Below are 25482 nucleotides of genomic sequence, written 5' to 3'. Positions count from 1 at the left end.
AATCGAATTCCTTCTATATCCGGTGGCGATGTGCCAGGCCTAGACTTTTCCACGCAATTGCCAGGATCCGCGACAACAGCGGCGTCCCATCTCGCACCGGGTAGAAGACGCGCGCGGCGCGCGCGGAATTCGCATCAGCACAAGCCAGCGCGCAAGCCAGCCACGTCCTGATGCCACGCCGCCGGCCAGGAGGGGATTGCCCGGCCAAATCGTGACGCTGCCATGCGCGCGGTACGCGCGTACCGCGCCGGCTTGCGTCACCCGCGAATTCTTGCCACCCGTAAGGAAGTCATGGAAACAGAGGGAAACCGCCTGGGGCTGAATCTCGGTCAAGCGTTGTCGGCCGGCGCGTTGTGCATGTTCCTGCTGGCCGAAGCGGCACAGGCCGTCGACGTGGGAGGCGGCATGGCAGGCCGCGAGATCGCCGCGCAGCGCGCCACATGGCGCCTGCTCCGTGACGCATGGCCGCTGCTGTTGCCCGCGCTTGGGCTCTGCCTGGTCCTGGCGGTCGGCTATGTGCGCACGCGCCGGCTGGTCGCGCAGCGCGCGAAGGCGGAAGGCAAGCTCGGCTATGAACTCGCGCTCAAGGAAGCCCTGCTGGCGAGCCTGCCCGAGCCCGTGGCGGCCAAAGGCCCGGACCTGCGCTACATGGAACTCAATCCGGCATTCGAGCGCTTCTTCGGCGTGGTGAAAGCCGATGCCGTGGGCAGGCATGCGCTGGAGGTCGGGCATCTGCGCGACCGGATGAGCGGCGAGCTCCTGGCCCTGCAGGATGAAGCCATGCGGACCATGGCGCCACGCCAGATGCATCTGCACATGCAGAACGCGGCCGGCCAGTTGCGGCGCGTGAACTTCTGGGCCTTGCCGTTCCGCAACCCGGATGGCACGCCGGGCGGCATCGTGACCGTGCATTTCGACGTGACGGACATCGATGAATCGCGCGAGCGCGCGCAAGCGTTCGAGCGCCGCCTGCAGGACGTGGTCGACAGCCTGCCCGTGACCGTGTTCCAGAGCCGCTTGCGAACCGGCGACCTGGACAGCGACTGGGACGTGACGTATGCCGCCGGCGATGGCGCGGGGCTGGACATCGATACCGCCCGCGCGCTCGGCGCTGGCTCGCCGGCCCAATCGGGGGTCTGCCCGGAGGACCATCCGCGCCTGCGTGCCGCGATCCTGGAAAGTGCCCGCACCGGCCAGCCCCTGGATATTGCGGGACGCCTGAAGCGGGGGGCGGAACTGCGGTGGATTCAGGCCCGCGCCACGCCCAGGCGCGAGGGAATCTTCACGGTGTGGAATGGCGTGATCCTCGACGTCACCGAACAGCATCGCCAGGCCGACGCGCTGCATGAGGCCAAGGACGCGGCCGAGTCCGCCCTGCGCGCCAAGGAAGGATTCCTCGCCATGATGAGCCACGAGATCCGCACGCCGATGAACGGCATCCTGGGACTGGTGGAATTGCTGCAGAACTCGGGGTTGGCGCCCGAACAGCAACGCCTGCTCGCGCTGGCACAGGAATCCGGCCAGGCTCTCGCGCAGATCCTCGACGATATCCTGGACTACGCCAAGATCGAAGCCGGGCGTCTGGCGATCGTGCCGGCGCCGCTGGACCTGCGTGACCTGGTGGACAGCGTCGCATCGCCGCTGATGCCGCAGGCGCAGAAGAAGGGCCTGCAGATGCGCCTCTGCGTCAGTCCGGAGGTCCCGGCCACGGTACGCGCCGACGGCATCCGGATGCGCCAGATCTTGTTCAATTTGCTGGGCAACGCCATCAAGTTCACCGATCGCGGCAGTGTTGCGCTGCGCGTCACGGTCGAGACCTGCGTGGATGACATCGCGGGGGTGTTGGTGGAGGTGCGCGACACCGGCATCGGCATGGCAAAGGCCGACATGCAGCGGCTTTTCACGCCGTTCGTGCAGGTCGAGCGCAGTTCCACACGCCGCTTTGGCGGCACTGGACTCGGGCTGGCCATCTCGCGCAACCTGGCGGCCATGATGGGCGGCAGCCTGGCGCTGGAGAGCGAGGAGGGCACCGGCACCACGGCGGTACTGCGCGTGCCGTGCACGATCCTGTGCCAGCGCTACGACCTGCCATGTCTGCGGGAGCGCAAGGTGGCCGTCCGTGTGCGCGACCCCGACATCGCCCAGGCGCTGTTGGCCCATGTCCGGACCGCGGGCATGGTCCCGCTGGCGGGGCACGTCGACGCCGGGCAGGCCGCGATCGTGCTGGCCGATGCCGACCGCGGCCCGGTGCTGGCGGACAGCGCCGATCCGCGCCTGGTCCTGGTGACGACGAAGTGGAAGCCGCTCGGCTTCCGCGCCGATGAGCAGGACAGTGTGCGGCTGAGCGTGAATCCGCTGCGTTGGGCTGCGTTCCTCGGCGCGGTGGAGCGCGCGCTGGAACGCCAGGCGGCCGCGCCGGCTGTCGCTGGCGATGCCGGCCCTGTGCATGGGACAGCCGCATCGGGCACGCGAAAGCGCTGGCGCATCCTCGTGGCCGAGGACCATTGCATCAACCAGGAAGTCATTCGGCAGCAACTCGTGCTGCTCGGCCACTTGCCGACGGTGGTGGATAACGGCGAGGCCGCGCTGCAGGCATTGGAGGCCGGCGCGTTCGACCTGGTGCTGACGGACCTGCATCTGCCGGTCATGGACGGCTTTGCGCTGACGCGGGCCATCCGCAGCAGCCAGGACGCCACGCTGCGTGGGCTGCCCGTGGTGGGCATTACCGCGACCACGGTGCCGGAGGAACACCGGCGCGGCTTCGACGCGGGCATGAATGCGTGCGTGCTGAAGCCGGTCACGCTGGCCTCGCTGCAGGCAGGCCTGTCGGATGCGATGAACGCGCGCGGCGGTGCGCGCGCGCCGATCGGCACCGCTCGGCAGGAGGCCGACCACACGGGCTGCATCCGCTTCGATGCCACGCTGGTGCGGCGCGAAGACCTGCTGGACGTGCTGCATCCGGGGGCCGGCGATGCCGGGTTGCAGGCCTGCGTCGCGGCGCTCGCGGGCGATCGGGAGACGCTGGCCGATTGCGTGGCCCGGGGAGCGATCAAGGCATTAAGGCCGTGGTGCCACCGCATGCGCGGCGCGCTGTCCGTGTTCGGTCAACCGCACCTCGACGAGATCATGGACCGCTTTCGGCGTGCCGTGCAGGCCGGTGACGTCGGCCAGGTGCGCACCGCCAGCGTGCCGGTGCTGGCGGCGATCGCCTACCTGATCGAAGCCCTGGGCGTGGACGACGGCGCCACGGGGCCCGCGCGCGGGCCGTTGCATTGCCGCGACTGCGAGCGACTGCGCGATGCCTGTCCCGGCGGCGGCAATCGCGGGGGCGACGTTGTATCTTGAGATAGGGAATAGCGATGGCAATCAGGGTAATACTGGCGGACGATCATCCGCTGATCATCTTCGGCGTACGGCAGACGCTGGCCGCGGCCACGGGTATCCGGGTCGTGGCGGATGCCTCGAACCCGAGGGCGCTATTCGATCTGTTGCGCACCGTACCGTGCGATGTGCTGGTGACCGACTTCTCCATGCCTTGCGGCGACTCGCCTGATGGCCTGGCGATGCTGACTACGCTGCGTACGCGCTTTCCGCACGTCCGGGTCGTGGTCCTGACCATGCTGGAGAACCCGGGGCTGATGGTCAGCATGCAGGACGTCGGCGTGCTGGGCATCGTCAACAAGCGAGATGACTTGTCGGAACTACCGGCCGTAATCGTGGCGGCATACAGGCGCCGCAGGCTGCTGAGCACGTCCGCGCGTGTGGATTTGGCGCGCTGGGAGAACGAGATGCTGCAGAGACAGTCGAGCCGCTGCCTCAGCCCGCGTGAAATGGAAGTGGTGCGCATGTACGTCAAAGGGATGACGACGACCCAGGTGGCGCGGTACCTTCATCGCAGCGTCAATACGGTGAGTACGCAGAAAACCAATGCCATGCGCAAGTTGGGGCTGTCTAATGATGCGGAGTTGTTTGATTATGCGCAGGAGCATGGGTTGAAGGCATAGGGTTTGGGCGATGACTGGGTCATCGCCGCAGAACCCTGCCGGTTCTGCTCTCTCCCATCCTTCAGGAGAAGGCAGCACTCCGAAAAAAAACGATCCCGTTACCAGTGGAATCCCGCTCCAACCGTCGCCCCCACATTTCTCCGCGAGTTGGTAGTCACCCCGCCCTTGAACACCCACTTCCCGGAATCCGACAGCTTCGACACCCCGAGCGCGAGCGCTGACTGGCCGCTGTAGGTGCTGCCCGCCAGGGCAACCATGCCCTTGCCCGGCAACACCGCCTGCGGCAGTCCCGCCAGCGCCATGGCCGACGCGGTGCCGGCGTTGGCATCACGCTGCACGCCGTCAACCCGGTTGTTCAGGTTAGTGATGGACTGCGTATTCCCACCAACCTGCTGGTTCAGGTTGGCAATGTCCTGCGTGTTCTCATCCACCTTCTGGTTCGTTGCGTACAACTGCGAACCGTTGACCGCGTCGGTACTCTCCGCGCCGAGGCGCCCGGCCGCGACATTGCTCACGGTGCGCTCGTTGCCGGCCGAACCCACGCTGACCGTGCTGGTCGGGCTGCCTCCGGCGAACCGGTAAGTGGTGCCGCCCACCACGCCGCTGGCCGTAGCCACTGCCGCCGATGTGACCGATCCCGCGCCAAGTGCCACGCTGTTGGCATCCGATGCCACGGCATTGCGGCCGAGCGCGAGCGCGCTGTCGCCGGTTGCCCTGGCGTCATAGCCCACCGCCGTCGATCCCTGTCCCTGGGCATAGGCATCCGCCTGCGCCAGCCCGGTGTCGTTGGTGCGGACGTAGCGGATGCCGCGCCCGTTCTGCTCGGTGTACTCGGTCGACTGGTCGCCGGCGAAGTTGTTGATGACCGCGTTGGTCTCGTTGAGCTGCGACATGTTCACGACGTCGCTGTCGTTGACGCCGCGCGCCACGTTGGTGATCCTTGTGCCGCCAGTCTTTGTCACCGAGTTGTACGTGTCGCCGCCCATCGTCACGCTGTTGTAGTTGACGGTGCCATCCGCATTGATGTCGTACTTGACCGCGCCCTGGTCGAGGTTCGAGATGTTCGAGGAAATCTGGTCGATGGCCGCGTTGGTCGCGGCCAGTTGGGAGCCGTTGACGGCATCGGTACTGTCGGCGCTGATGCGCCCGGCAGCCACGTTGGTGATGGTGCGCTCGGCGCCGACGTCGCCGACGCTGACCGTGCTGGTCGGCGCGGTGCCCGCGAAGGTGTAGTCCTTGCCGGCGATCGTCAAGCCCGTGGTGGCTACCGCGGCAGCGGTGACGGAGCCCGCTCCGAGTGCCACATCGCCCGCATTGGCGGCGACGCTGTTGTGGCCGATTGCCACCGCATCCGCCGCGGCCGCATTGCTGTCGCGGCCCATGGCCACGGCGCTGTCACCGTTCGCCTGCGCGTTGTAGCCAACGGCGGTGGAGGCCTGTCCCCGGGCGTGGGCGTCGGCTTGCGGCAAGCCCGTGTCATTGGTGCGGACGTAGCGAATGCCGCGGCCATTCTCTTCCGTGTACGTCGTCGACTGGTCGCCTGCGAAGTTTTCGACCGTGTTGGTGATGCTGGTCACGTCAGCCTTGACTTCATTCAGCTGTGACACGTTCACCGCATCGCTGTCCGCCACGCCGCGCGCCACGTTGGTGACCTTCGTGCCGCCGGTCTTGGTTACCTGGTTGTACGTGCTGCCGGCCATCGTCACGCTGTTGTAGTTCACGGTGCCATCCGCAAGCCGGTCGTACTTCACTGCGCCCTGGTCCAGGTCCTCGATGGCCTGGTTGGTGGCGTAGAGCTGCGAGCCGTTGATGGCATCGGTGCTGGTGGCGCTGATGCGGCCGGCGGCCACATTGGTGACGGTGCGCTCGGCGCCGATGTCGCCAACGCTGACGGTGCTGGTCGGGGCGATGCCCGCGAAGGTGTAGTCCTTGCCGGCAATGGTCGTCCCCGTCGTCGCAACCGCCGCCTGCGTGACGGCGCCCGCGCCGAGCGCGACGTCGTTGTCGCTGGCCGCCACGGCATTGCGGCCAAGCGCCAGCCCGTTGGCGCCGAGCGCCACGGCGTTGTAGCCAAGCGCCGACGAGCCGATGCCCCGAGCATGCGCATCGTCCAGCGGCAGGCCGCTGTCGTTGGTGCGCACATAGCGGATGCCGCGTCCGTTATGGTCGATATACGTATCGGACTGGTCGCCGGCGAAGTTGTTGATGATGGCGTTGGTCTCGTTGAGCTGCGACATGTTGACGGCGTCGCTGTCATCCACGCCGCGCGCGACGTTGACGATCTTCGTGCCGCCGGTCTTGGTCACCGCGTTGTAGGTGTCGCCGGCCAGCGTGATGCTGTTGTAGTTGACGGTGCCATCGGGATTGACGTCGTACTTGACCGAGCCTGCATCGCTCGCGGTGATCTTGCCGTCGAGTGATTTGAGCTGGCTCACGTTCACCGCATCGGTGTCGGCCGCGCCGGCTGCGAGATGGGTGATACGGCGCTCGGCGCCGGCGGAGCCGACGGAAACTTCTCCCGCGGGCGCCAGGCCAGCGAGCACGTAAGCGCTGTCCGGGTTGTACGCGGCAGCCGACAGGTCGGCCGTGGTAGTGCTGCTCGCGCCGATCGCCACGCTGTTGGCTGCCGTGGCGGCCGCGTTGCGACCAAGCGCCAGCGCGTCCGCCCCGGTTGCCGTCGCCCGGTAGCCGACCGCGGTCGAGCCCTGGCCCTGGGCGTAGGCGTCGGCGATCGGCAGGCCTGCGTCGTTGGTACGCACATAGCGGATGCCACGGCCATTGATGGTCGTGTTGGTGGTCGACTGATCGCCCGCGAAGTTGTTCACGGTGTCGCCGAGGTTCGTCACCGCCTGGTTGGTCTCGTTGAGCTGCGACATGTTGACGGCGTCGCTGTCGTTCACGCCGCGCGCGACGTTGACGATCTTCGTGCCGCCGGTCCTGGTCGTCGCGTTGTAGGGATCTCCGCCCAGCGTCACGCTGTTGTGGGTGCTGTCGTCATACATGACGGCATCGGCCGTGGCAGCCTGGAGCTGGCTGACATTGACGGCATCCGTGGCCGCCGTGCCGGCGGTGACGCCGGTGATCTTGCCGCTGCCCTCATCGTTGATGGTGATATTGCCGAACTTCGGCGCGTCGGCCATCTGCAGGCTGAGCGAGCCCGTCGGGTCGGTGACGGTCTTCAGATTGGCGCCCGAGTAGCTGCCTGTGGTCGTGGCGACGCCGGTGATGGCGAGCGTATCGCCAAGGTGCCGGTCGACGCTGTTGCCGCTGTTGCCGCTGAAGCGGATGGGCTTGTCCAGTTCCTGCGCCACGGCATACAGTTGCGAGCCGTTGATCGCGTCGGCGCTGGCGGCACCGATCTGGCCGGCCGCGACGTTCTGGATCTGCCGCGGAGCCGCCGTGGAACCGACGCTCAGCACATCGCCCGCCGCCGGTGCCGCGCCGGCAAAGGTGTGCGCAACCCCATTCACGGTCATGCCGGCCATGGGGGTGGCGGCGGACACCGTCGAGTTGTTGCCCAGCACGACGGCGCCATTCAGGCCGGCCGGTACCGACACGTTGTTGCCGACGACGAAGGCGTTGTCGGCATCGATGGTGTTGTCATTGCCCAGCGCATAGCTGCCGGTGCCGGTGACATTGTTCGGGTCGCCGATCGCGCCGGACTTGTCGCCGGTCACGATGTTCCGCGAGCCAATACTGATGGACCGGACGCCCAGTGCCTGTGCGGCCTTGCCAATGGCAATGGCTTCGGTGTTCCTGGACATTGCGCCATCGCCGACCGCGACGGAAGACGTGCCGCTGGCGAACGCATAGTCGCCCAATGCGAGCGACACATCGCCGGCCGCAGCAGACAGCACGCCCAGGGCGACGGACGAGTTGTGCGAGGCAACCGCTCCGCGGCCCATGGCGACGCTGTAGCTGCCGGTGGCGAATGCCGCGGTGCCTACCGCAGTGCCATCGTAGCCCGCTGACGAATCCACGCCGATGGCAACCGCACCGTCACCAGAAGCGCTGGTGTTGCTGCCGAGCAAGGTCACGCCGGCATTCTGGTTGGCGTTGGCGTTGTTGCCGACGATGACCGAGCCCCCGCCTGGCAGTGGATTGCCCCAGGGGTCCGTTGTCATGGTGGGGTAAAAGTAGGTGGGATACGAGATGCCTGCTGCGTTGTCGCCGATGACCAGGTCGCTGGAGCTGCCGGTGGCATTGTTGCCAATGGGGTCGAACGCGAATGCGCACGGCGTGGCAACGCTGGCTAAGATGGCGAGCGCGGAGGCTGCGATGCTTCGCGATGACTTTGCGCGCCCCTTGGCGGTCTCGGGCGCCGCCACCCATGTACCGGTCGATGCGTTGAAAACGCTGCGATATGTCTTGTTCATGATGAGATTCCTGATTCCTTGAGAAGGCGCGGCATGCATTCGATGCCAGCCGCCTTGTCGGGGAGGACTCACGGAAAACGGGCGTGAGCGCGCCCCTGCCGCCTGCGCGGCATGTTCAAAAATGGCTTGGTGAAAGGAAGGGTCAGCCGCGCGAGGTCACGCTGGCCTTGCCGTGCTACTTCACGCCGGCGGAGCGGATCTCTACGCGCCGGTCCGGCGCCAGGCATGCAATCAGCTTGCCGCGTGGCATGGCGCCGCAGTGGCTGACCGGATTTGCCTTGCCACGGCCCTGCGCCGTGACCACGCGCCTGTCCACGCCCTGCGCGACCAGCAGGGTCTTCACGGTCTCTGCGCGCCGTTGCGACAGGCGCTGGTTATAGGCGGCCGTGCCGAGGCGATCGGTGTAGGCAAACACATCGACGTGGCGGAGCGATTTCATGGCGGCCAGCTCTCTCCCCAGTGCATCGACCTGGCGGCGGCCTTCCGGCAGCAGGTCGGCCGGCCCCGAGCCGTTGAAGGCGAACAAGGCATCGGCGCCGAGCGTAGTGGTCCGTTCGGTGACGGCGGGCATCACGACGGGGGCAGCCGGCGCCGGCGCGTCCGCATACTTCAGGAACGCCGCGCACGATTCAGGCGCCCAATAGTACGAGCGGGACAGCATGTCCTTGTCGAACAGCACCTTCATCTGGCATTGCGCGACATCGTTCGGTGCCGGCTTGCCGGTGCGGAAATTGAAGAGGTAGTCCCACTCCCGCACATCGAGCATGCCCTCGTTGAAGTGCGGGCGCCCGATCAGCGCGTAGTGCTGGTCCTTGGTCATGCCGGGCCGCAGCTGGCGCAGGTTGTCGAGGTTCGCGAAGGTACCCTGCGCGGGCCAGGCGCTGGCCTTGTCGGGGAATACGACCTGATTCGATGTGCCCTGGTCGCTCGGGTGGCTGGAGGTCGTGGAACATCCGGCGAGGATGGCGGCCAAGGCAGCCGCAGCCAGTGAAGCGGTAGTCAATCTCATAGTGTTGCCTCGGTTTGATCGAAGAACTCCGATCCGCGGCAAGCACCTGTCCCCGGCCAGCAAGCTGTCCGGGGCATTGGCTTCAGTCGGGAAGTTGGCGGGCGGCGATGCCGCCACGCCGGGTCAGCCGCCGCCACATCAATCATTCGCTGATTGGCGTGGCGTCGAGGAGACCGGTGGCTGAATGCTGCGGATCTTCGGGTCGTAGACTAGGTTCCCGAAGCAACGGAAACTATAGAAGGACTTCGAATCCGCGCGGTTTTCTTGCAGCGGGCTGGTGGGATTGGCGCATCCGCCCGCTATCGCGCTACGGCGCTATGCCCCGGCGCCCCCGTCGACCCGCGCACGATGAGCTCCGGCGTCAGCTCGACCGTCACCGCCTTGGCATCGGGCTGGCTGAGCTTGCTGAGCAGCAGCCTTGCCGCTTGCTCGCCCATTTCATGGACGGCAATGCGCACCGTGGTCAGCGGCGGCGTGAGCGCGTCGACGAACGGCATGTCGTTGTGGCCGATCACCGAGAGGTCGTCGGGGCAGCGCAGGCCGCGAGCGCGCAGGCAGTCGTAGCAGCCCATGGCGATCAGGTCATTGCCGGCGGCAATGGCCGTCATGCCCGGGAATTCGGCCAGCAGCCGTTCGCAGGCTTCGCGGCCCGCTTCGCGCGAGTAGCTCGCGGCTTCGATGACCTGCCATTGGCCGGCTCCCAGGCGGTGGCGCCGCACGGCGCGGACAAAGCCCTCGCGGCGCAGGAAGCCGGTGGAGAGCGTCGACGGTCCCGCGATGTGGCCGATGCGGCGGTGCCCGAGCCCGACCAGGTGATCCACCGTCAGGCGCATGGCCAGCAGGTTGTCGCTGACCACGCATGACGCACGGCCGGTGTCCTCGCCGCGGTTCACCATGACTACGGGAATGCGCTGGGCCACGCAGTATTCCAGCACGGGATCGTCGCGCTCGGCCGTTGCCAGCACCAGCCCTTCTACCTGGCGCCCGAGCAGCTGGTCGATGACGAAGCGCTGGCGCGCCTTGTCGGTGCCGGCGTTGACGACGATCGGCACATAGCCTTGCTGGCACAACACCGCTTCAATGCCCGCCAGGATCGGCGGAAACACCGGGTTGGCGATATCGGGCAGCACCACGCCGACCAGCCCCGAACGTTGCGTGCGCAACCCGGCCGCGATGCGGTTCGGACGGAAGCCGCGCTCGTCGGCCAGCGCGAGCACGCGTGCCGCCACGTCTTCCGCCACGAGATGCCGTGTGGCCGGGTTCATCACGCGCGACACCGTCGAGTAATGCACGTTGATCTCGGCGGCGAGGTCTTTGAGGGTCAGGCGTTTGCGCTCGGACATGTCGGCGGAAAGCGGTGCGGCGGCTGGGGGCGCTGGGCAGGTCGGGAAACCGCCATTCTAAGGCACCCGCGACGGCCGGCCGCCGCGCGCGAGCCCGACTACTGGCCGCCCTTGACGCCCGATTGCCTGACAACCGGCGCCAGCTTGGCGATTTCCGCCTGGATATAGGCGGAGAACGCCTGCGGCGTGGAGGTCCTGGGCTCGGCTCCCTGCACCGCGAGCTTTTCCCTGACATCGGGCGCGGCCAGCGCCTTGCCGATCTCGGCATTGAGCGCATTGACGATCTCCTTCGGCGTGCCGGCGGGAGCGAGTATCCCGAACCAGGAATCGAAGGCATACCCCGGCAGGCCGGCTTCCGCCACGGTCGGAATGTCGGGCAGGGAGGCGGCCCGCTTCGCCGTGGTCACGGCCAGAGCCTTGAGCTTGCCCTGGCGCACGAATGGCATGGCCGATACCGACGGCGCGAACATCATGTCGCCGCGGCCCGCCATCACGTCGGTGAGCGCTTCGCCCGTGCCCTTGTACGGGATGTGGACCACGTCGATGCCGGTCTGCATCTTGAACAGTTCGCCGCTCAGGTGCGTGGAGCTGCCCGAGCCGGCCGAATCGAAGTTCATGACACCGGGGTTGGCCCTGGCCGCGGCAACGATGTCGCGCACGGAGTTGTACGGGCTGGCGGCGTTCACCACCAGCACATTGGGCACGCTCGCCACCAGCGACACCGGCGCGAAGTCCTTGACGGTGTCATAGGCGAGCTTCGGGTACAGCGTGGCGTTGATGGCGTGCCCGACCGAGACCAGGATCAGCGTGTAGCCGTCCGGCGCGGCCTTGGCGACGCCGGTGGCGCCAAGCGTGCCACCGGCGCCGGGGCGGTTGTCGACGATGATCTGGTAGCCGGAATGCTGTCCCATCCTGGCGCCGATGATGCGGGCCAGGATGTCGGTGGCGCTGCCGGCCGAGAACGGCACCACGAGGCGGATCGGCTTGGACGGGTATTGCGGTTGCGCCATGGCGGGCAGGGCGGGCAGGGCGGCCAGGGCAACCGCGGAGGTCAGGGTGAGCAGGGCTTTGCGACGAAGGGGGCGGTACATCGTAGGTCTCCTTGCAACCGGGGATTCAGAAGAAGTGGCGCATGCCGAGCGCAAAGGTCTGCGGGCTCGCGCCGGCGCTCACGCCGAGTTCGTTGATGGCGAAGTCGTAGATCGCGTTCTTCTTGTTCTGGATGCGGCTGTAGTAGGCATACAGCGCGGTACGTTTGGACAGCGGATAGTCGTAGCCGACGGTGATCTGCATGGCGCCCGTCTCCGCGCCGCTGCGGAAGAAGCCGACGGTCTCGGTGGCGCTGCCGGCGCCGTTGCTGGCCAGCGCGAAGCCTGCCCTCACGCTGCCCGGACCCAGCTTCTGCGCGAGCGACGCGTAGTAGCCGTTGCGCGTCAGGTCGCCGGTGGCGGTGCGGTAGTGCAGGCGCTCGTACAGCAGCGCGACCGTGGTGGTCGGGAACCGGTACGACACGCCGGCCTTCATGGCGTCGTCATTGCGCCCCTGGACCTGGTAGTTCTGGTGGATCTCATAGGCCAGCACCACGTTGAGCGGGCCGTTGTCGTACGCGGCGGAAAACGAGTACAGGCCGGGATTGCGCGGCACGGTCAGCTTTTCCTCGTTGACGCCCCACGCCGCGGCGCCACTGAAGCCTGCCAGCGATGGCGTCTTGTAGACGATGACGTTCTTCTGCCGGCGATCGAACGAGCTGGTGTCCTGCACGTTGTCGGAGCTCGACGTGGACCCGTTGCCGATCAGCGCCATGTAGCCGGCGGTGGTCGGGTAGTAGGGGTCGTAGCCGGACGTCGCCTCGGTGTACGGCGTCTGCCAGTGGCCCATGAAGAAGGTTCCGGCCTTGCCCTGCAGCCCGACGCGGTCATTGCGCCCGGCAATCTGGCCCTGGCCCGTATCGAGCGAGAAGTTGCTCTCGATCTGCCAGATCGCCTTGAGCGTGCCGCCAAGGTCTTCTTCGCCACGCAGCCCGAATACCGAGCGGTTGTTGGTCAGCCGTCCGGTGCCGCCCAGGTGCGTGCCGTCCGTGGCGGTGGTGGCGTTGGAATACTCCAGCGCCGTGTTGATGCGGCCATAGATCGTGACCGAAGACTGCGCCTGGGCCGTGCCGGCCAGGCCGCATGCAGCCACGGCCAGGGCCGCGCTTCGCATGGGAACGCGTTTCATGGGTTTGTCTCCCCTACCTTTGATGTTTGTTATGGAAGAGAGTCCCCGCAATGCGCGGGGACGGCGCCATGCCGTGGCGCCGGGTGTTGCGTGCTACGTACTGCTTGCTGCGCGTTGTAGCTGCCGGCTCACGCTTTCGGGTAAGGCATCGCCAGCAGCAGCATCGCCGGGCGGTTGCCCGGGTTGGACACCTGCCGCGCTTCGCCCGGCGCAAGCCGCACCGAGTCGAACTGCTGCAGCGTGACGGTTTCGTCAGGCGTGCGCAGGCAGACTTCGCCTTCGAGCACGACGTAGTGCTTCTCGACGGCGGACGCGTCCATGCTGGTATGCCCGCCCGGCAGCAGCACCGACACGCCGAGCCACAGCGACTCGGATGGCCCGGCCTCATGCCCCTGCAGGCGCAGGCAATGCATGCCGTTGTGGTTGGGCGGGAAGTACGCCGGCGCCTGGGCGAAGCGGGTCGTGTTCATGGCTTGAGCACCACGCGTTCGGCCGCCCCTTGCAGCACGGCGCGGTAGGCGTCGGCGGCGTCCGCCAGCGCGTAGGTGTACTCGGGCAGCACCGGGAACGGCTTCAACGCGCCGGACGCGAACATCGGCGCAAGCTGGTCAAGGATGCCCGCGCATGCGCTGCTGTCCAGCGCCAGCGTGTCGACGCCCACATAGGTGTGCTGGCCACGGTAGAACGTGAAGATATCGAACGGCACGGGGCGCTCGATGGTGGAGATGAAGATCTGCGCGGCGCCGATCGCCATGGCCTGGTTGGCCTGCTCGAAGTACGGGCTGCCGACCGTGTTGTAGACAATGTCGGCGCCATGCCCGCCGGTTTCATCGCGCACCACCGCGGCGATGGCTTCGCTGCTTGCGTCGATCATGCGCACCGGGCCGCTGGCGCGGCCGCGATAGCGCTCCGCGGTGCGCTCCACGGCGAACACGCGCGCGCCAAGCGCGGTGGCGATCTGGATGGTCGCCTGGCCGACCTTGCCGTTGCCGCCGCACACCAGCACGGTGCTGCCGGGCTTCGGCATGCCGGCGCGGCGCAGGCCTTCATAGGCGGTGATGAACGGCACGCCGACCGCACCGGCTTCGAGCAGCGACAGCGTGGCCGGCTTTTCGCGTACCGACTGCGCGGCCACGCTCAGGTACCTGCCATGCGTGCCGTCGCGGCGGATGCCCAGTTCGCCGCCACTGCCCCATACCTGCAGGCCGACCATGCCGTCCGGGCCGGCAACCACCGTGCCTGCATAGTCGCGCCCCGGCGTACGCGGCCAGATCGCGTGCGGCATCAGGCCGAGCGTGGCCTTGACGTCGCTGGGGTTGACGCCCGCGCTGGCCACTTCAATCACGCACTGGCCGTCCACGGCTTCAGGGCGCGGCGCGCCCACCAGTTCCAGTTGCAGGCTGTCGATGCCGGCGGCTTTCTCGCTGACGCGAATGGTGTTCATGGTCTCTTCCTTTTCAGTGTCTTGTCTTATGCGGTGTCGGTTCAGGCTTCGCGCAGGCCGAGCACGCGGCGCGCTTCCTGCGGCGAGGCGATCTCGCCGCCGAGCGAGCGGACGATGTCGCTCGCCTTGGCCACCAGTGCGGCGTTGTTCGGGGCCAGCACGCCTTTTTCCAGGTAGATGTTGTCTTCCAGCCCGACCCGGACATGCCCGCCCGCGAGCCACGCCTGCGCCACGATCGGGAACTCGGCGCGGCCGATGCCGAAGGCCGACCAGTGCGCCCCGGGCGGCAGCATGTTGCGCGCGTAGAAGAGGGTTTCCGGCGTCGGCGCGAAGCCGTACTTCACGCCGAGCACGAAGGTCCACAGGCCGGGGCCGTCAAGCACGCCTTCGCGGATGAAGTCCAGCGCCATGTTCAGATCGCCCGAATCGAAGATTTCCAGCTCGGGCATGACGCCGGCCGAGCGGATCACGGCGGCCATCTTGCGGACATTGGACGGCGTGTTGATGACCACGTCGCCGCCCGAGTTCATGGTGTTCAGGTCCAGCGAACACACGTCGGGGCGCAGCGCCGCGATGTGCTCGACACGCTTCGCCGGGTGCAGCAGCGTGGTGCCCGGTGCCGCCTCGCGCGGCTCGTCCTCGCTGGGCACGAAACGTCCGCCTGGACCGGTGGTCAGGTTGATGATCAGCGTGCGATGGCGCTTGCGGATGCGGTCGATGACATCGGCGTAGTAGTCGAGCGACATCGACGGACGCCCGGTCTCCGGATCGCGCACGTGGATATGTGCGGCCGCGGCGCCGGCTTCGGCGGCTTCCAGCGCGGCGTTGGCGATCTGCTCCGGCGTCACGGGCAGGTTGGGGTACTGCTCGGGTGTGACGATATTGCCGGTGACCGCGCAGGTGATAAGGGTCTTGCGTGCGTGCATGGTTGCGTTGGCGATAGTGTGGAAAGCGAAGAGGCAATCAGCCGAGCTGGCGGCCGCCGTCGACGACGAGGGTCGTGCCCGTGGCAAAGCGCAGCGACGTGGCGCAGGCGACGATGGCATCGGCTACGTCCTGGGCCTGGCCGATACGGCGCAGCGGCGTGGTTTTGGCCGCGCGCTCGTTGAAGGTGTCGTCGCGGCCGGGCACGAAGCCCGTGTCGACCACGCCCGGCGAGACATTGAGCACGCGGATGGCCGGCGCCAGCGCGCGCCCCAGCGATACCGCCATGACGTCCAGCCCGGCCTTGGCGGCGCAGTAGGCCACGTTGCTGCCCTGGCCCGTGCGGCCCGCGATGGAGCCGACGTTGACCACCAGCCCGTCGCCATGGGCGCGCAGGTGCGGCGCGAACGCGCGGATGGCCGCGAACTGGCCGCGCCAGTTGATCGCGAACAGTTCGTCGATCAGGGCATCGTCGAGCGCATCGAGGTCCGCGTGCGGAATGGCCCGCGTGAAGCCGGCGGTGTTGACCAGGATGTCGATCCGGCCGTAGTGGCGGCTGACTTCGCCGGCCAGCGCGTTCAGCGACGCGGTATCGCCGATCTCGGCCGCGGCGCCCAGGTGATTGCCGGCAGGCAGCGACGCGGCCGCGCTGTTCGCGCTGTCGCGCTGGCGCCCGGTCAGGACCACGCTGGCGCCAAGCTGGGCCATCGCATGGCCGGTGGCCAGGCCGATGCCGCCGGTGCCGCCGAGGATCACCGCAACCTTGCCGGAGAGGGATGAAAGGCTCATGGTATTCAGTCGGGTTGCCTTGAAAGGGGGCGGTGGGTCAGTCGATCGGCGGCTTCGGGAACGTCTGTTCGCCGGGTTCGAGCGTGAAATCGAAATCGAGCGTGTAGAACGGCGCGGGCAGGCCGCCCCACGGGCTGTGACCGTGGTCGACCCGTTCGAGATGGCCGACGAGTTGCCGGTGCACGCCGAAGGTCACATCCGATTCCAGCGCGTGCGCCTCGTCCACGAACACTTGCGTCACCAGCGTGCGATAGCCCGGCGCCGCCACGATGAAGTGGATATGCGCGGGACGGTACGGATGGCGCAGCTGGGCGTCCAGCAGCGTGCCGATCGGGCCATTGGTCGGCACCGGATAGCCGGCGGGCCGCACGGTGCGGAAGTGGTAGGCGCCCTGATCATCGGTGTGGAAGCAGCCACGCAGGTTGCGGTCGGGCTGGCGCGGGTCCTGGTTGTCGTACAGACCGACCGGTGATGCCTGCCAGATCTCCACCAGCGCGCCGGACAGCGGCGCGCCATCGGTGCCGCGCACGATGCCGCGCACGAACAGCGGCAGGCCCGGCGCATCGTCCTGCACCACGCAGTCGCCGCAGCCATAGCACGGGGCGTTGGCGCGATAGAACGGGCCCAGCAGCGCGCCCGGCGTGCGGCCGTCCCGGGTGCTGTTGTTCATCACCGTCACCAGCGTCGACAGGCCCAGCACGTCGGCGGCCAGCACGACTTCATTGTTGGTCGCGTGGGTGGCGTGCCCTAGTGCGGCAATGAATTCCAGCGCCTGCTCGAATTCCTCGTCAGTGGGGCGGACCTCGCGCAGGAAATCGTGCAGGTGCTGCACCAGCAGGCCCATCACCAGGTGCAAGCGCGGACTCCTGGTCTGCGCCATGGCGGCCTGGACGATCTGGGTGACGGAATGCTCGTCTTCGATCAGGCGAAGCGGCGCGGTGCCTGGTTGAGTCTCCATTTTTTTCTCCTTGCAAACGTTTGCAGCAAACGTTTGCAATTATGACCAAAGAATCGGATTGGTCAAGCATTGTTTTGAAGCAAGGAAGGACGGAGACGGGGGGGCGTTTCGTTGAACGCCCGGGGATATCGGCGCTTGAGCGGTACGGATTGCCGCGCGCGGAGGCGGCGGACTTACGGCCCGCCGCTATCGCAGGCCGCGCAAACGGCGGCCTGCTTTTTCCTTAGTTGCCAAAGGTCATCGCATGCAAAATCAGCGCACGATGCATGACCATGTCTTTGAGGCTGTCGCATAGCCTGGCGCGAATTTCTTCCGCGCTCCCGGTTTCTATGCCATCCCGCCTGAGCGCAGCAATCCGTCTCTCCTGCGCTTGAATGCGCGCTCCAAGACGTTCGATCGAGCGCGCCGTCTCATCCAGCTCCCTGAGATCCTCTTCGATGTTCCGCGCCGCCGGTCTTGCTTGCATGATGTGCTCCATGCAGATGCTGCTCTCTTTTCTTGTGATAGCTCTTGACGGAGAGGACCGGTATCGGAGGATGTCCGACAGACGGGCACCGAGGCTCGGCTCCCTTGTCGGGCGTGGATGCTTCGCCATGCCGCCGGGCCCCGGGCTGCTTGACATCGGGCACGGGCTGGGACGGCGTTTGCCGCAAGCGGGCAGCGTGCTGATCCGATGGCTGCACTGGGCCGAGCGCACCCAGACGCTCCAGTAGCTGCCTGCTGGCTGCGATAGTGCGCGCCGCGCGCGCCAGGATGCTGCGATCTTCGATCATTTCTTCGTCTTCTTCTTCTAATTCCATCTTTGTTCGAGTGAACTGTTGAGGCATGGCGGTTCCTACACCTGCTGTATCGCGACGACGACGCGAAGAAAAACCCCGCTCCCCGCGGGTCTGGATGCTGGTTGGACCGGGCTGACTGGCTGCAACCATGCGAGGTCCGATGGCTTTGTCTTAATTGTAGTGTTCGAAATGGAGAGTATCGCGACGCAGCATAATGAAAGGCCGAGATAAGCAGTCCGCAACACAACTCATCCCCATGCCGCGCAAAAGCCCTTCTAAAAAGCGGCAACAAGTGCTGCGTAAATACCGCCTACGACGAACAGCGCCCCTGCAAGCGCAAGGTAATATCGCGTTCCGTGGCGTGGCGGATGGGAATGGAAGTGATGGACGACAGGCTTCATGTCCACGTGTCAAGGTGTAGGAACGTGCACTGCTTTGGGGCGGCCTCTTTCTGAATATACGTAGAACCGCCACTCGCTATGGTGTTCAGAAGGGATACGTTCTGAACGTTTCGCGATCAGCCCTGCAGTGCCCCCGCCAGCATCTGGGCGATATGAAGCGCCTGCGCGCCCGCGTGGTGCCGGATCTGCAGGCGGCAACTGAAGCCGTCAGCCACGACCATCGTCTGCGCGTCTTTCGCCAGGATGCGGGGGATCAGGGTCCGCTGGGCGCAAGCATCCGATACCGCCTGTTTTTCCGGCAGGAATCCGAACGACCCAGCCATGCCGCAGCAACCCGAATCCAGCACGGTATGGTCGACGCCGAGCGCGCGCAGTACCTGTTCTTCACCATCGCCCTTCCAGAGCGAGCGATGATGGCAATGGAGGTGGACGAGCGCGCTGCCTGACAGCGTACGCAGGCCGCGCAGGGAGTCCTGCCGGCACAGGAAGTCGGGCAGCAGGAACGCCTGCCGGCGCAGGCGCATGGCTTGTTCGTCGCCGCCGAGCAGCTCGCGCATTTCCTCGTGGAACACGGACAGGCAGGCGGGTTCCAGCACCACCACCGGCGTACCGCGGCGGATATCGTCGGCCAGCATGTCGAGCACGCCGCGCAGATAGGCACGCGCCCGGTCCAGCATGCCGTACTCGTAGAGCGGCCGGCCGCAGCACACCGGTTCGCGCGGGATATGCACATCGTGTCCCGTGGCTTCCAGCACGGCGACGGCGTCGCGTGCGATCGCCGGCTCGAAGGCGTTGGTGAAGGTGTCCGGCCACAGGATCACGCGGCGCCCGTGCGAAGCCGGGCGCGGCCGCGTGGCGAACCAGTCGCGGAACGACTGATTCGCGATGCGCGGAATCTCGCGTTCGCTCGCCACGTTGGCCAGCTTGTGCGCCGCCTGCGAGAACAGCGGCGCATGCGTGAGCAGGTTGGCGAGTCCCGGGGCATGCAGCCCCATCCGCGCCCACCGGTCGACCAGGCCGAAGGCAAATGCTTCACGCGGCCGGTGCCGGCGCTCGTAGTAATGCGCCATGAACTCGGCACGGTAGATTGCCATGTCCACGTTCACCGGACATTCGCCCTTGCAGCCCTTGCAGGACAGGCAGAGGTCGAGCGCATCATGCACGGCTTCGGAACGCCAGCCGTCCTGCACCACCTCGCCCTTCAGCATCTCGAACAGCATGCGGGCACGCCCGCGCGTCGAATGCCTTTCCTCGCCCGTCGCCATATAGCTCGGGCACATCACGCCCTTGTTCTTGCGGCACTCGCCCACGCCGACGCAACGCAGCATCGCGCGCGGAAAGCTGCCGTTGTCCGACGTGTAGTGGAAATAGACCGGCTGCTCGGGCGGGTTGTAGTCCGTCCCGATCCGCAAGTTCTGGTCGATATGAAATGGATTGACCACCTTGCCGGGGTTCATGCGATTGAGCGGATCCCAGATCTGCTTGAACCTGCCGAAGGCGCGCATGAGCCGTTCGGTGTACATGATCGGCAGCAGGTCGGCTTTCGACTGCCCGTCGCCATGCTCGCCGGAGATCGAGCCGCCCAGGCTCACGACGAGGTGCGCCGCGTCGTCCAGGAAGCGCCGCCAGGTCTCGATGCCTTGCGCCGTTTCCAGGTCGAAGTCGATGCGCGTATGCACGCACCCCTGGCCGAAGTGGCCGTACAGCGCGCAGGCATAGCCGTACTGATCGAACAGCTCGCGCAGGCGGCGCAGATACTCGGCCAGGTGCCGCGGCGGCACGGCCGAGTCTTCCCAGCCTTCCCAGGTGATCTTCTGGTTCGGCACGTGCGCGGTGGCGCCAAGGCCGGATTCCCGCACGCGCCAGATCAGTTGCTCTTCGCCGGGGTCGTCGAACAGCTTCATCGAAGGCGGGTCGCTGCCGGCCTTCAGGGCATCCATCAGCTTGCGCGCGCGGCCGTCGGCCTGCGCCTTGTCGTCGCCGCCGAATTCCGCCAGCAGCCAGCCGTTGCCTTCGGGCAGCAGCGCGACATCGTCGGGGTGCATGTGCAACGCCTTCATGTCGCCGATCAGCCGGTCGTCCATGCCTTCCACGGCGATCGGGCCGGCGTCCATGACGTCCGGCACGTGGTCGGCGGCGTGATAGACGTCCGGATAGCCGAGCGCGATCAGCGTGCGCGCGCGCGGGCTGTCCATCAGCCGCAGCTTGGCTTCGAGCACGACCACGCAGGTGCCTTCGGTGCCGACCAGCGCGTGGGCGATATTGCCGTCGTACTCGGGCAGCAGCGCTTCCAGGGGGTAGCCCGAGACGCGTCGCGGAATCCGCGGCATATGCTGGCGGATGTCGTCCTGGCAGTCATCGCGCAGCGTGCGCAGGTGCCGGTAGATCTCGCCCACGCGGTCGGTCCGTGCGGCCAGCGCGTCCCATGCCTGCGGCGTGGTCGCGCCGACGGTCAGCCGGATGCCGTCGTAGGTCAGGATGTCGAGTTCGATCACGTTGCGGATGGTCTCGCCGCCCATGACCGAATGCGGCCCGCATGAGTTGTTGCCGATCATGCCGCCGAGCGTATTGTGCGTATGCGTGGCGGGGTCCGGCGCGAACGTCAGGTGATGGCGTTCGGCGGCATCGCGCAGGCGGTCCAGCACCACGCCGGGTTGCACGCGCGCGGTCTTCTCCTGCGGATCGATGGCAAGGATGCGGTTGAGGTACTTCGAGAAGTCGAGGACCACCGCGACGTTGCAGGTCTGCCCGCACAGGCTGGTGCCGCCGCCACGCGACAGCACGGGCGCGCCATGCCGCCGGCACAGGGCCACGGTATCGATGACGGCCTGCACGCTGCGCGGTATCACCACGCCGACAGGTACCTGCCGGTAGTTCGATGCATCGGTCGCATAGAGCGCGCGGCTGCCGGCGTCGAAGCGCACTTCGGCGTCGACGGTATCGCGGAGGTCTTGCTCCAGGGCGGCGAACGTTTCGCCGGGCCCGGACGCTAGCAGGCCAGGTGGCATCGCGCATCCCCTTCCTTGAAGTGCAGCCCCAGCCCGGGCCGGTCGGCATGCGGATGGAGACTGCCGTCGCGCAGTGCGGGAATGCCGTCGAAGTACCGTTGTTCGATCTGGGCATGATCCTCGAACACTTCGACGTGGATGGCCGCCGAAGCCGCGCAGCACAGGCTCGCATGCAGCGCCGGCGCGCAATGGCTGGAAAGCGGGACGTGAAAGGCTTCGCAAAGATTCACCGCGCGCAGCCAGCCCGTGATGCCGCAGCGCGTCGCGTCGGCCTGCAGGACATCGACGCAACGCGGCTCCAGCAGCCGCCGGAAATCGTCGCCGGTAAAGCCATACTCGCCGGCCGCGACGGCCACCCCCGGGGGCGTGTGTTCGCGCACTTCGCGCAGGCCCGGGATATCGTCGGAAGATACGGGCTCCTCGAACCACGAGATGCCTGACTGTGCAAAGCGGTCCGCCATGCGCAGCGCCTGCGCGACCGTGTAGGCGCCATTGGCATCGACGAACACTTCGACGTTGGGGCCGACAGCGTCACGCACCGTGGCGACGCGCGCCGGATCATCGGCCGGGTGGCGGCCCACCTTGATCTTGACGCGCGTAAAGCCGGCATCGTGCCAGGCGCGCCCGGCCTCGCGCAGTTGCGCGGGCGTCAGGCTCGTGAAGCCGCCGCTCGCATAGCCGGGAATCGACGTGCGCGCCGCGCCGAGCAACTGCATCAGCGACACCTCGAGCAGCCGCGCCTTCAGGTCCCACAGCGCGATATCGACGGCGGAGATCGCCTGCGCGCACAGGCCCGAAACACCGAGATTGCGCATCGCGCCGGTCATCGCACGCCAGCTGGCGTTGGTGGCCATCGCATCGGTGCCGAGCACGCGCGGCACGAGGATCCGCGCAATGATCGGTATGACCGCCTGGTCGGAGTACCCATACCCGCAACCGCGGACGCCGCCGGCCGTGGCATGCACGACCACCAGCGTGGTGTGGTCCCACTCCAGCGTGCCGTCGGATTCCGCGGCCGGTAGCGGAATCCGATAGGCCCGGGCTTCGACGGACCGTATCGGCGCGGGGCGGGCGCGGGTCACGGCGTGGAGTCCTTCTCGGCGTGCCGCTTCGACGGCGCGGTCAGCGATTCCCACACCTGCCGGAAGGTGGCGCGCAAGGTGCCGCCCGCATCGGCGTCGCCATGCAGCATGGCGGATAGATAGGCACGCGCCTCTTTCACCGAAATATGCGGTGGCAACGGTGGCACATTGGGGTCCGTGACCATTTCGAGCACCGTGGGCACGGTGGCGGCCAATGCCTGGTCCAGGGCCGGGCCGATAGACTCGGGCCGGTCGACGCGAATGCCCTGCAAGCCGAGCAGCTGCGCGAACGCCGCATAGCCGAACGGCGGCAGGTCCTGCGACGCGGCAAACTTCGGGTCGCCTTCCATGACGCGCTGCTCCCACGTGACCTGGTTCAGGTCGCCGTTGTTCAGCACGATGATGGTCAGCGACCCGCCCGACCAGCGCTTCCAGTCGCGCGAGATCGTGATCAGCCCGTTGATGCCGTTCATCTGCATGGCGCCATCGCCGGCCATCGCGATCACGGGCCGGTCCGGGTGCGCATACCTGGCGGCAATCGCATACGGCACTGCCGGGCCCATGGTCGCGAGCCCGCCGCTGAGCGATGCCATCATGCCGCGCCGAATCTTCAGGTCGCGGGCATACCAGTTGGCCGCGGAGCCCGAATCGCAGGTCAGGATGCAGCCATCGGGCAGCCGCTCGGACAGTTCCGTGAAGACGCGCTGCGGGTTGATGGGCTCCGCCTTGGCGGCCGCGCGCTGTGCCAGCACCTGCCACCACTCGGCCACGTTGTGCTCGACCTCCTGCTGCCATGCGAGCGGCTGCTGCTTGAGCAGGGGCAGCAGCGCGCGCAACGTGGCGGCGCTGTCGCCCTCCAGGCAGATTTCCATCGGGTAGCGCAGGTTGAGCATGCGGCCGTCGATATCGATCTGGACCCCGCGTGCCTTGCCCTCCGCGGGCAGGAACTCGGAGTACGGAAAAGCGGAGCCCACCATCAGCAAGGTGTCGCAGCCGTTCATCAGTTCCCAGCTTGGCTTGGTGCCAAGCAGGCCGATGCTGCCCGTGACGAAGGGCAGGTCGTCGGGCACGGCGGCCTTGCCCAGCAGGGCCTTGGCCACGCCGGCGCCGAGCCGGCGCGCCACCTCGATGACTTCATCGGTGGCCTGCAACGCGCCGGCGCCCACCAGCATCGCCACCTTGCTGCCCGCGTTGAGCACCTCGGCGGCCCGGCGCAGGTCCGGCTCCTGCGGCACCTTCGCGCGCGCCGTGTAGCCGATGCCCGTATGCACGGTGCCGTGCTCGCGCGGCGGCACCGGCACCGCCGCCAGTTCCTGCACATCGTTCGGGATGATGATGCAAGTGACCGTGCGCCGCTCGATGGCGATGCGCATGGCGCGATCCACCAGGTGGCGCATCTGCGCGGGATCGGTCGCCATTTCCACGAAATCGCGCGCCACGTCCTTCATCAGCGTGGTCAGGTCGACTTCCTGCTGGTAGTCGCCGCCCAGCGCCGCGCGCTTCTGCTGGCCGACGATCGCGACCACGGGCTGGTGGTCCATGCGCGCGTCATACAGGCCATTGAGCAGGTGGATCGCCCCGGGGCCCGATGTGGCCAGGCAGACGCCGGCCTCGCCGGTGAACTTCGCATGGGCGCAGGCCATGAAGGCGGCCAGTTCCTCGTGGCGCGCCTGCACGAACTCGGGCTCGTTGCCGGCACGGCCGAACGCGCCCATCAGGCCGTTGATACCATCGCCGGGATAGCCGAATACGCGCCGCACGCCCCATTCCCGCAGGCGCTTGAGCACGAAGTCAGAAACGGTCATTGCCATGGTTTGCCTCCGTCGTCCGTGACACAGCCATGCATCACGCATGCCGGTTCTCGGGAGCGGTCCCCCCGCGAATTCGGCGCAGCACATCGGTCGCGGCGATATACGGTCCGGCGCCGCGTAGAAAGTGCGCATTCCGGTAAGGATTGCATCCGCCGTTGGCGCGATGTGGCGGACAAGCGTGCCGCGCATGCGCAGCGCAAGTCATCCTGCGCAACGCATCACGGTGGGATATATCTTGCATGCAGTGGCGGTATTGCCTGACGAAGAATCCACCGATGCGCAGCCAGTTCGCGACGTCCGGAAGGCGTCATTCTCCCGCCCGTTGCGTGGTCATCACCGGCGCCTCGGCCGGGATCGGGCGCGCCACGGCGCGCGCGTTCGGCCGTCTCGCGTGGCGCGTGGGCCTGCTCGCGCGTGGCCAGGACGGGCTGCAGGCGGCGGCCTCGGAGGTCGAGCGCAGCGGCGGCGTGGCGTTGCCGATCGTCGTGGACGTGGCGGACCATGATGCCGTCGAGCGTGCCGCGGCAAGGGTCGAGGCCGAGCTCGGGCCGATCGACATCTGGATCAACTGCGCGATGGCCACCATCTTCTGCCGCGCCGACCGGATCGCACCGGTCGACTTCGTCCGGGCGACGCAAGTGACGTACCTGGGCGCCGTGTGGGGCACGCTGGCCGCGCTGGGGCGCATGAAGACGCGCGACCGCGGCGTGATCGTCCAGGTCGGTTCGGCACTGGCCTATCGCTCGATCCCGCTGCAGGCGCCGTACTGCGGCGCGAAGAGCGCGCTGCGCGGCTTTACCGATTCGCTGCGTTCGGAACTGATCCACGACGGCAGCCACATCCACCTGACCATGGTGCACCTGTCGGCCTTCAATACGCCGCAGTTCGACTGGGGCCGCACCTGCATGGACCGCCAGCCACAGCCCGTGCCGCCGATCTTCCAGCCGGAGCTGGCGGCCGATGCCATCGTCTGGGCGGCGCTGCATCATCGCCGCGAATCGTGGGTGGGCTGGCCCGCGGTCCAGGCCATCCTAGGTACGCGGCTGATCCCGGGCCTGCTCGATCGCCTGCTGGCCTGGCATGGCTTCGATGCGCAGCATACCGACCAGCCGCTGCCGCGCAACCGGCCCGACAATCTGTACCAGCCCGTCAGCGGCGACCATGGCGCGCACGGCAGGTTTTCCGATCGCGCCGCGCGCAACAGCGTCCAGTGGTGGCTCGATACCCATCGCTGGGCGTTGGTGGCCGTCGTGCTCGTGGTGCTCATCGTGACCGCGCTGGCCGTGGCGTGGCTCTTGCGCAGCCGCTAGCGGGGCCGATGACGAAGCAGGAGAATT

General features: G+C 67.3%; 17 protein-coding genes. 3 read left to right on the top strand and 14 right to left on the bottom strand.

Features of this window, described 5'->3' with window-relative positions:
• Positions 1-291 precede the first annotated feature (291 nt).
• The gene (locus AC3FKG_RS23495; protein WP_488744277.1) at positions 292-3345 is read left to right on the top strand and encodes an ATP-binding protein; all 3054 of its coding nucleotides are present in this window, start codon (positions 292-294) and stop codon (positions 3343-3345) included.
• Positions 3346-3359: 14 nt separating this feature from the next.
• Positions 3360-4004 (top strand): response regulator, encoded by a 645-nt coding sequence (locus AC3FKG_RS23490; RefSeq protein ID WP_483712376.1) that lies wholly within the window; start codon positions 3360-3362, stop codon positions 4002-4004.
• A gap of 98 nt (positions 4005-4102) precedes the next feature.
• Here AC3FKG_RS23490 and AC3FKG_RS23485 read toward each other — a convergent pair whose 3' ends face one another.
• From AC3FKG_RS23485 to AC3FKG_RS23420, 14 genes are all read right to left on the bottom strand, one after another.
• Positions 4103-8380 carry a YadA-like family protein gene (locus AC3FKG_RS23485; RefSeq protein WP_488744276.1) on the bottom strand — a complete coding sequence of 1426 codons (4278 nt, stop codon included), beginning with the start codon at positions 8378-8380 and terminating at the stop codon, positions 4103-4105.
• Between the two features lie 175 nt (positions 8381-8555).
• Positions 8556-9389, bottom strand: coding sequence for an outer membrane protein assembly factor BamE (locus tag AC3FKG_RS23480; RefSeq protein WP_488744275.1), 834 nt, complete (start codon positions 9387-9389; stop codon positions 8556-8558).
• Between the two features lie 299 nt (positions 9390-9688).
• The gene (locus tag AC3FKG_RS23475) at positions 9689-10732 is read right to left on the bottom strand and encodes a LacI family DNA-binding transcriptional regulator (protein ID WP_483712373.1); all 1044 of its coding nucleotides are present in this window, start codon (positions 10730-10732) and stop codon (positions 9689-9691) included.
• Between the two features lie 98 nt (positions 10733-10830).
• Complete coding sequence (locus AC3FKG_RS23470) at positions 10831-11823, bottom strand: tripartite tricarboxylate transporter substrate binding protein (protein ID WP_488744274.1); 993 nt, start codon at positions 11821-11823, stop codon at positions 10831-10833.
• Positions 11824-11848: 25 nt separating this feature from the next.
• Positions 11849-12949 carry a porin gene (locus AC3FKG_RS23465; RefSeq protein WP_488744273.1) on the bottom strand — a complete coding sequence of 367 codons (1101 nt, stop codon included), beginning with the start codon at positions 12947-12949 and terminating at the stop codon, positions 11849-11851.
• A 128-nt stretch (positions 12950-13077) separates the two neighbouring features.
• Positions 13078-13419, bottom strand: coding sequence for a cupin domain-containing protein (locus AC3FKG_RS23460; protein ID WP_483712370.1), 342 nt, complete (start codon positions 13417-13419; stop codon positions 13078-13080).
• Positions 13416-14393 (bottom strand): quinone oxidoreductase family protein, encoded by a 978-nt coding sequence (locus AC3FKG_RS23455; RefSeq protein ID WP_488744272.1) that lies wholly within the window; start codon positions 14391-14393, stop codon positions 13416-13418. The genes AC3FKG_RS23460 and AC3FKG_RS23455 overlap by 4 nt, the downstream gene beginning before the upstream one ends.
• Before the next feature lie 41 nt (positions 14394-14434).
• Complete coding sequence (locus tag AC3FKG_RS23450; RefSeq protein ID WP_488744271.1) at positions 14435-15319, bottom strand: beta-keto acid cleavage family enzyme; 885 nt, start codon at positions 15317-15319, stop codon at positions 14435-14437.
• 37 nt (positions 15320-15356) lie between these two features.
• Complete coding sequence (locus AC3FKG_RS23445; RefSeq protein WP_488744270.1) at positions 15357-16106, bottom strand: SDR family NAD(P)-dependent oxidoreductase; 750 nt, start codon at positions 16104-16106, stop codon at positions 15357-15359.
• A 37-nt stretch (positions 16107-16143) separates the two neighbouring features.
• A complete protein-coding gene (locus AC3FKG_RS23440) occupies positions 16144-17064 on the bottom strand; it encodes a dioxygenase family protein (protein WP_488744269.1) in 921 nt (306 codons plus the stop codon).
• A gap of 223 nt (positions 17065-17287) precedes the next feature.
• Positions 17288-17542 (bottom strand): hypothetical protein, encoded by a 255-nt coding sequence (locus tag AC3FKG_RS23435; RefSeq protein ID WP_483712362.1) that lies wholly within the window; start codon positions 17540-17542, stop codon positions 17288-17290.
• An 818-nt stretch (positions 17543-18360) separates the two neighbouring features.
• Positions 18361-21252, bottom strand: coding sequence for an FAD-binding and (Fe-S)-binding domain-containing protein (locus AC3FKG_RS23430; protein WP_488744268.1), 2892 nt, complete (start codon positions 21250-21252; stop codon positions 18361-18363).
• On the bottom strand, positions 21234-22334 hold the full coding sequence (locus AC3FKG_RS23425; RefSeq protein ID WP_488744267.1) for an enolase C-terminal domain-like protein: 1101 nt from the start codon (positions 22332-22334) through the stop codon (positions 21234-21236). The genes AC3FKG_RS23430 and AC3FKG_RS23425 overlap by 19 nt, the downstream gene beginning before the upstream one ends.
• Positions 22331-24145, bottom strand: coding sequence for a thiamine pyrophosphate-requiring protein (locus AC3FKG_RS23420; protein ID WP_483712359.1), 1815 nt, complete (start codon positions 24143-24145; stop codon positions 22331-22333). Before AC3FKG_RS23420 ends, AC3FKG_RS23425 begins: the two co-directional genes overlap by 4 nt.
• 275 nt (positions 24146-24420) lie before the next feature.
• Here AC3FKG_RS23420 and AC3FKG_RS23415 point away from each other — a divergent pair, with 275 nt between their 5' ends.
• On the top strand, positions 24421-25455 hold the full coding sequence (locus AC3FKG_RS23415; RefSeq protein ID WP_483712357.1) for an SDR family oxidoreductase: 1035 nt from the start codon (positions 24421-24423) through the stop codon (positions 25453-25455).
• Positions 25456-25482 lie beyond the last annotated feature (27 nt).

It is taken from the genome of Cupriavidus sp. 22TCCZM04-2, from assembly GCF_057798895.1.
This window is presented reverse-complemented; position numbering and strand designations above follow the sequence as displayed.